The sequence below is a fragment of the Bacteroidales bacterium genome, from assembly GCA_023229505.1.
In the GTDB taxonomy this organism is placed as follows: Bacteria; Bacteroidota; Bacteroidia; order Bacteroidales; family JAGOPY01; genus JAGOPY01.
Map to the genome: position 1 here is coordinate 1 of JALNZD010000078.1, position 8,326 is coordinate 8,326.

Annotated in this window: 5 protein-coding genes, 1 tRNA gene and 1 pseudogene; 4 read left to right on the forward strand and 3 right to left on the reverse strand. The window is 37.8% G+C overall.

Annotation, left to right across the window (positions count from 1 at the left end; translation table 11 throughout):
- The first annotated feature begins 316 nt into the window (after positions 1-316).
- From M0Q51_16775 to M0Q51_16790, 4 genes are all read left to right on the forward strand, one after another.
- On the forward strand, positions 317-826 hold the full coding sequence (locus tag M0Q51_16775) for a hypothetical protein (protein MCK9401628.1): 510 nt from the start codon (positions 317-319) through the stop codon (positions 824-826).
- 312 nt (positions 827-1,138) lie between these two features.
- On the forward strand, positions 1,139-3,844 hold the full coding sequence (locus M0Q51_16780; protein ID MCK9401629.1) for a T9SS type A sorting domain-containing protein: 2,706 nt from the start codon (positions 1,139-1,141) through the stop codon (positions 3,842-3,844).
- Positions 3,845-3,947: 103 nt separating this feature from the next.
- Positions 3,948-4,712 (forward strand): T9SS type A sorting domain-containing protein, encoded by a 765-nt coding sequence (locus M0Q51_16785; GenBank protein MCK9401630.1) that lies wholly within the window; start codon positions 3,948-3,950, stop codon positions 4,710-4,712.
- Positions 4,713-4,745: 33 nt separating this feature from the next.
- A complete protein-coding gene (locus M0Q51_16790; protein MCK9401631.1) occupies positions 4,746-6,107 on the forward strand; it encodes a T9SS type A sorting domain-containing protein in 1,362 nt (453 codons plus the stop codon).
- A 405-nt stretch (positions 6,108-6,512) separates the two neighbouring features.
- Here the strand turns inward: M0Q51_16790 and M0Q51_16795 are convergent.
- The 3 genes and pseudogenes from M0Q51_16795 to M0Q51_16805 all read right to left on the reverse strand — a co-directional run bounded on the left by M0Q51_16795 (position 6,513) and on the right by M0Q51_16805 (position 8,178).
- Positions 6,513-6,583 (reverse strand) — tRNA-Ser (locus M0Q51_16795).
- Between the two features lie 238 nt (positions 6,584-6,821).
- Positions 6,822-7,592, reverse strand: coding sequence for an IS5 family transposase (locus M0Q51_16800; protein MCK9401632.1), 771 nt, complete (start codon positions 7,590-7,592; stop codon positions 6,822-6,824).
- Between the two features lie 457 nt (positions 7,593-8,049).
- Positions 8,050-8,178, reverse strand: a pseudogene (locus tag M0Q51_16805) (IS66 family transposase).
- Positions 8,179-8,326: the final 148 nt, after the last annotated feature.

Consider the following 8,326-nt stretch of genomic DNA (forward strand, 5'->3'; position numbering starts at 1 on the left):
GCTGTTAATATCGAGAATAACTCTTCGAGTTATTTCCCGAAATTAACAGCAATATCAATACAAATAGAGTTAATAAATTCAATTAAGAAAAGTGAATTCGTGGTCTAAAAAATGGGGAGTAGTAAATTATTCAATGCTACGAAAAACTTGAGATAGAATTTTTACCGCCTGTAACAATTTACACCTATTATAAGAAGAATGATTTTAATCTTCAACTTGAACATAATTATCAGGAAATGGCAGCTAAACTTGCTTACTTCCTGTTTTCAAATAAATGAAAGACCACGCCGTAAATCCAATGCTAATTGCAATCGCAATGAATAGAATTTTCTTATTTATTATAATTCTGTTTTCAGTTTTTCATCTTTCAGGACAGGATTCAATTGACACCATCAAAATAACAAAGCAAAACGGAAACCTGAAGTTTTATAAAGGAAACCAGGAATGTACCTTTCTGGAATTATCGAAGTTTGTTCAATCGAATCCTGAAGCTTACAAATTTTACAAACAAGCTAAATTAAACAGGAACTTTTCCGGGGCCATTTTCGGAATAGGTTTCATAACGACCTGTTATGGACTTCTCTTTGGAATCGCAGAAGGAATAGAAAAAGAAGAATCGTCATTAGTTTGGTCCGGATTAATAGCCGGAGTGGTGGTCGGTGGAGGAATAATGGCACTATCCATTCCTATTGGAAAAGCGTATAAGCAGAATATTACGAAAGCGATTGATTACTATAACACCGGAATACTTCATTCAAAAGTAAATCATACTTTGCTCAGAGCAGGAATTAACGAAAATGGGATCACGCTGCAAATACGCTTTTAAATGAGAAGCAGTCAACTGTTGACTGCCAATTGTTGACTGCTGACTTTACTAAATCCTTGGTATACGAATTGGTAACTCTCGATTATTATCTTATTTGCTTGGGAAACCCAGTACAAGCCGGACGGGGTCTGCCTGAGCAGAACTTTCAGGGGGTTAGTTATTGGGGTGGGTTAGTCTAGCAAACTCATCCATTTGACAGGAATATATACATAGGAAAGGGAAAAGTTAAATCCTGCTGAAAATAAGATATTTAAATTGCTTAAATTTGAGAGTGCTAAACTAGGAGTTTTCTTTACCATTTATTAAGTCATTATGAAAAAACTAATCTCTCTTTTAGTTTTATTTAATGTCTTTCAGGGAGCATTATTTTCGCAGTCCTGCCTGCCGGAAGGCATCACATTTGAAACGCAAGCTCAAATCGACAGCTTTCAGGTAAATTACCCTGGTTGCACTGTTATTGAAGGTGATGTATTTATTGGTCAGTTCGGGCCTAGCAGTAGTATTACTAACTTAGTTGGACTTTCCACTATCACAAGAATAGAAGGATATCTTAGCATTCATTATCTGAGCAATCTCCAGAACCTGGACGGGCTTGAGAACCTCACCTATATCGGGGGCTATCTCATATTTACCTGGAATAATCTTCTCACAGATACAGACGGGCTTGCAAACCTGGATACAATAGGTGGAGATTTGAACGCATGGTATAGTTTTTTTGATGATCTAAAAGGATTTGCGAGCCTGAAATATGTCGGAGGAGATGTGAGAATTCACCAGAATACCGGGATTGGTAGTATGGAAGGACTGGATAGCTTGAAAGTTGTTGGTGGAAGCTTTGATATCGCAGACAATGAAAATATTTACCAAATTAATGGTTTTAATTCATTGGATAGTGTTTATGGCAGGTTGTATCTTAGGAATCCGGAAGTAAAAAGTATAAGCGGATTCAATGGATTAAAATATGTGGGTAACAATTTAATCCTTGAACAAAACGATAGTTTGACACATGTCTCAGGATTTGAATCAGTGGACTATATAGGACAAGATTTCAAGTTACTCAATAATTTCGTTTTAAAGAATTTTGATGGGCTGGGTAATTTGGATTCAATCGGTGGCGCATTGGAATTTTACCAGGCCCCATGCTTGTCGGATTCGGCGCGTTTTATTGATCTCGTATATGTTGGTGGCAGCATGTGGATCAGTTATTGCAACTCATTTAAAAACTTAGCAACTTTCCAGAATCTAAGCTATGTTGGCGGTGAAATGAGAATCGGCCGTAACGACTCCCTTTTTAATCTGACAGGTCTTGATAATCTTTCTTCTTTTGAGGGTGATGTGTTAATTTATTTGAATTACAATATGACAACCCTGGCGGGTTTGGAGGGAATAAATTCCATCGGGGGATGTCTTTATATTAATGACAACGATTCCCTGATTAGCCTGATTAGTTTAGATAATTTGATTTCCATCGGTGGTTACCTTCAAGTTAGTCACAACAACACTCTAACCAGTATGACGGGATTGGAGGGGCTAAATGTTATCGGTGGATACATTGAAGTACATGAGAATGACTCCCTAACGAGCCTGACAGGGCTGGACAATCTTAGTCCAGGATCTATATCAGACCTGAGTATTACACATAATAATGTGTTATCAACTTGTGAGGTACAAAGTATTTGCAATTATCTGGCAAGTCCCAATGGTATTGTTAATATTTATGATAATGCACCAGGATGCAATAATCCACCTGAGGTAGCAAATGGTTGTGCTATAATTCTTCCGTGTCTGCCATTTGGTAATTATTACTTTTTTAGTCAGGATGAAATTGACAATTTCCCCGCCAATTACCCTGAATGCACAGATTTACAGGGTAATGTCCTAATAAGTGGCAATGATATTAATAATCTTTATGGATTAAATGCAGTAAATTCCATTGGAGGAAATCTTGATATTGCGAACAATTCCTCCCTGACAAACCTGACAGGGTTGAACATGCTGACCTACATTGGAGGATCTTTAGAGATTAATGAAAACGACACTATAGCAAGCCTTACTGGGTTGGAGAATTTGGCTTCTATCGGAGGAACCTTACAAATTACTGCTAATCATAATTTGATTAGTATAGCAGGGTTGGAAGCATTGGAATTTATCGGAGGATCACTTTATATTACTGGGAATTATCTATTGACCAGTTTAACTAATATGGAAGTGCTGGAATTTATCGGAGGATCCTTTCAAATTTCTGGTAATTATACATTAAGCAGTTTAATGGGTCTGGAAGCATTGGATTCTATCAAAGGATCCTTTGTTGTCTATAATAACGCAAGTTTGAATAGTTTAACGGGGTTAAATAGTCTGACTTTCATCGGTGGAAACTTAAGTATTGGCAGCACATATTTTGCAGGCAATCCCGCTCTCATTAGCCTAACGGGTTTGGAAGGGTTACATTCCATTGGGGGTACCCTTGAAATTGCTGAAAATCCTGTCCTTATCAGTTTAACGGGCTTGGCTGGATTGACATCGATCGGGGGACGACTTGATATAATATCCAATCCAGTCCTGACGAGCTTAACGGGGTTGGATTCTATTAATGCTGTTACTATCACTGATATAAACATCATTGAAAACTATACTTTATCAATTTGTGAGGTTCAAAGTATATGTGATTATTTGGGAGATTCCAGTGCAATTATTGGGATTTACTATAATGCAAATGGTTGCAACAGCCAGGAAGAAGTGGAATTGGCTTGTGCCACGATATCTGTCAATGATTTAGATCATTTAAACACATTTTCAATTTACCCCAACCCCTCCTTCACCCAGATAACCATCGAAAACACGAAAACTACTCCCAAATTTCAAATTTCCATTTTCAACCTGAACGGCCAGGAAGTGATCAAGCAACAGGTCACAGAATCCAAAACTGTGGTTGATATTAGCACATTGCCACAAGGAATTTATATGGTGAAATTAACCAGCGACGATACGGTGAAAGTATTGAAAATAGTAAAGGAATAGTTCACCTTAAAAGCTTAAGAATCACACTATAGAAGCACGTACATGAAACTTTACTCTCTTAACCATTTTGTTTTACGGATTAGCTAACTTAATAAATATACAAATGAAAACATTGCTACTCTTTGCAAGCCTTGCATTATCAATTAATGCATTTGCACAAAGCAAACATCCAACATTTGACCCGCAACTTCGAACATCAAATCCACGGGAAAATGTTCAGGGTATGATGAAAGATGCAGGAAGCAGAACAACTAACATCTATTCCGAAATAAATTTGGAACAAGATATCAAGCATCAAACAATAACACAGCGTTCATTAATCCAAATCTATGATAGTATTTATTACTGGGATTGGGATATGGATAACGTTGGATGGAAGATTAATTCTAAAGCCGTTGATGTGGTTTATGATGCCAATAATAACCTGACGAGTGAAATATACCAAATGTGGAATGACAGCATCTGGATTAATTGGTATCTCCTTACCTATACTTACGATGCCAATAATTTTAAAGCAGGCTATTCATGTAAACATTATAGTATCGACGGCACTGAAATAACCAGTGGTGATAGCACCTACTATTATTTTCATACGGTTCTTGGAATAAATGACTTGACGGTGCCTTTAGATAATATTAAAGTTTATCCTAATCCCGCATCCACCACAATAACCATAGCACTGCCTTCCACCACCCCCTTCAATAACACAACCTTATCCATATACAATGTTAGCGCCCAGCAGGTCATTTCCCGCCGCATAACGGAACCCATAACGATTCTGGATATCTCTACGCTGCCCCTTGGCGTGTATTTTGTGCGCATAACCACTGCAAAGACGGTGATGGTGGGGAAGTTTGTGAAGCAGTAAAAGTTTGCCACTACATTTTAAATATGTCATACTATGAAAAAGGTCTACGCATTAATAATTGGTCTGTGCATTTCATTTACGGGCTTCTCACAGTCCTGCTTGCCAGAAGGCATAACTTTTTCAACACAAGCCCAGATTGATAGTTTTCCGATTGATTATCCTGGATGTACTGAAATTATCGGCCCAGTTACCATATGCGGAAATGATATCTCTGACCTCAGCGGATTAAGCAGCCTGACATCCGTTGACAACAACCTGGCTATCGGCTGGGAAGATTCCGAAAATCCCTTGCTCACATCCCTGGCAGGGTTGGAAGGCCTGACTTTTGTCCGCACTCTTTATATCGTAAACAATCTTAATTTGAACAGTTTGGCCGGGTTGAACAATCTGGACACCATACAGTGGTTTCTGAGTGTTGTGGGAAATCAGTCCCTCATCAACCTGAACGGACTGGATAATCTGAAATACATCGGGAGCGACATCTTCATCGAAGAAAACAATTCCATGATAAATTTCGCAGGACTGGAAGGCCTTACCAGGATCTCACAGGCCTACGTTTACGACAATCCGGCCCTGGTTGACTTTACAGGTTTAAACAATGTGGATCACTTCTCGGGAATATTCGATATAGTCGGTAATGCAAGCCTTATCAATTTTCACGGATTGGAAAATTTGACCAAGGCAGATCTCTTAAAGGTCTGGTATAATGAAAACCTGGTCAACCTCGATGGATTGCAGGGAGTGACGACCCTGTCTTCTTTTTTAAACCTGGATAATAATCCGTCGCTCGTTGATTTGACCGGATTGGACAATTTGGTTTCCATCGGAGATGATTTATATATTTCAGCCAATGAGTCACTTAGCAGCATTAAAGTACTGGAAAAATTGAATTCAATTGATGGAAATCTTACAATCTCAAGCAATAGTGCATTGACAAGTCTTGATGGACTGGATAGTATTGCCGCCTCCTCTATTAATGACTTACAAATTTCATGGAATAGTAATTTATCAACTTGTGATGTAGAGAGTGTCTGTGATTACCTGGCGGATCCTAATGGTAACGTTTTTATTTTTGGAAATGCTGCAGGTTGTAATAGCGTTGAAGAAGTTGAAAATGAATGTACAGCCGGCATTAATGTTAATAAATTATTAGGCAACCCTATATATATTCATCCCAATCCAGCATCGACCCAAATAATTGTTGAAACATTATTAGTACAAAATAGTTGTCATTATATCCTCTCTGACCTTAATGGTCAGCCGCTTATCCAGGGTCAACTATCACCATCCAAAACGATTGTTGATATCAGTGAACTGGTAACGGGAATATATTATTTGAAAGTGACCAATAATAACTTTGTCAATGTATTTAAGATTGTAAAAAACTGTTATTAATGGTATCTGATTTGAAATCATGAATGGTTCAGTGAGTCCCCGAAGAGCCAGAGGTACCAGATGAAACAAAAGTACCAGAATTACTTGAAGTTCTAATTGAGCCTGAAGTTCCTGTTGTACCGGAGGTTCCTTAATTTTTTTCTTCTTTGTCTTGTTCGTTTCCATTAAGAAATTTTGCTTGACACCTTGAATACTTTATTGAATGTGTTGAATCCTTTAATTTCACGCATCATCCCAGCCCTTATTATATTAAAATCCACAATCTGAACCATCCAATATTAAAAAAGAACATTAATGTTCATTTCTGTCACTTTTTACAATATTTGATACGGGTTTGATATAAGGTATTTGGAATAAATAAAAAACCCCTTACTGTTAGTGAGGGTTTCAGATTTGAACTTGTCGGGATGGTGAGATTCGAACTCACGACCCCCACGTCCCGAACGTGGCTTCATCCGAGACTTTACTAAATCCTTGGTATACGAATTGGTAACTCTCAAATATTATTTAATGTTCGTTAATTATGCCAGTGACGACCGCACGGGGTCTGCTTGAGCAGAACTTTTGGGGGGTTGGTTATGGGGGTGGGTTGATTGAATACTCTCCTGAAGACGAGGGAGATTTATATATAATACAAGGAATAGACTGAATAAATAAAAAGTTCTTTGTGCAATTTGAATATATGGTATAAAACACTTAGAGACTGTTTAAAATTCATATAGAAATTCGATTAACCATTAACCGAATCATGGATAACTGGATAAAAGCGATACCAGATTCGGGTAACCTTTCATAATCTTTAGACATTCTTCGATGAAAAGAAAGCCAGGCAAATGTTCGTTCTACAATCCAGCGTTTGGGCAAGACTTTGAATGTGCCTGTTTCATTTCTTTTCACAATTTCCAGCGTCCATCCAAACTGAAGCCATACCCACTCAATCAATTCACCCATATAACCTCCATCTGCAAATATTTTCCGAATACCCGTAAGGTACTTGTCTTTCAAGGACTTCATAACTTCTCTTGCGCCGACACTATCATGGATATTGGCAGCATGAATAACGATAATCATAACCAAGCCCAGAGTATCAACAACAATGTGCCGCTTTCTTCCTTTGGTCTTTTTTCCGCCGTCATACCCAACATCTCCTTCACAAAGATTACAAGCCTTTACACTTTGGCTGTCAATAATACCAACCGATGGTGTAGGCTTTTTGCCAATACCTATTCTGACTTTTTCTACAAGGAAATCATGCGTCTCTTCGATCAAGCCATCTCTCTTCCACTTACGGAAGTAATAATAAACAGATTCCCATGGTGCATAATCTTTGGGAAGCATTCGCCACTGTATTCCGCTTTTAGTAATGTAAAGAAGCGCATTCATAATATCCCGGAGGCAGTATTTTCTCTTTCTTTGGTTAGGATCAATAAGATTTTCTATAACTTGCCACTGGCTTTCGGTCAAATCGCTTGGATAGGTTTTCATTTTCGTTTATTTTATTGGTTATTACAAACTGAAGAAATCTATCCGCCGGTTGGCGAAAGCCTTTTTACTTATTATTCACATTCGTTTGTTAATCAATATGATCAATAGTTTATCTTAAATTTTTAAACAGACTCTTAATTTTAAAGGCATGAAACTAGCGAAGTTAAATGACACTAGTCCTTGTAAAGATTCAAGTAGGATTATCCACAAATAGTGCATGTTTAACTTTACCATCAATCATATAAAAGAATAATAAAACATTACCAGGTGTAGTTTCGCAGTCGTAAGCCATTTATTTCTTTTTTTACGTCACAAAAATTTTGAAATTATACGTAACCCTTCGGTCTGATGCGTCTTGACTCGTAACGCAAAATTAGTTTTATTTCCGGGGTTTTTATTTCAGATTCTGCGGAAGCAGTTCTTCAAGGCGTTGGATAGAGTGATCCGGGATGCGGGTGAGGACTTTGGTGAGCCAGTCGAACGGCTCGATGTTGTTGATTTTGCAGGTGGCAAAGAAAGAATACATAATGGCTGCTCGCTGGGCACCTTCGTGCGAACCTGCAAACAAATAATTTTTCCTGCCCAGCTTATGTAAAACTTTCCATAAGCTGGGTTATGCACAGTAAATCATTATGTAAAGCGATGTTTTATTACTTGTTAATAGTCAACGCTTTGACATAAAGAATAACGCACATCGCTTTACATAATATTTCATCCATTTAGAAGCTCTTTAA

What these genes read in the sequence shown, in the direction of transcription:
- M0Q51_16775 (MCK9401628.1), top strand. Translation starts at nt 317, where the DNA reads ATGAATAGAATTTTCTTATTTATTATAATTCTGTTTTCAGTTTTTCAT.
- M0Q51_16780 (MCK9401629.1), top strand. Translation starts at nt 1,139, where the DNA reads ATGAAAAAACTAATCTCTCTTTTAGTTTTATTTAATGTCTTTCAGGGA.
- M0Q51_16785 (MCK9401630.1), top strand. Translation starts at nt 3,948, where the DNA reads ATGAAAACATTGCTACTCTTTGCAAGCCTTGCATTATCAATTAATGCA.
- M0Q51_16790 (MCK9401631.1), top strand. Translation starts at nt 4,746, where the DNA reads ATGAAAAAGGTCTACGCATTAATAATTGGTCTGTGCATTTCATTTACG.
- M0Q51_16800 (MCK9401632.1), bottom strand. Translation starts at nt 7,592, where the DNA reads ATGAAAACCTATCCAAGCGATTTGACCGAAAGCCAGTGGCAAGTTATA.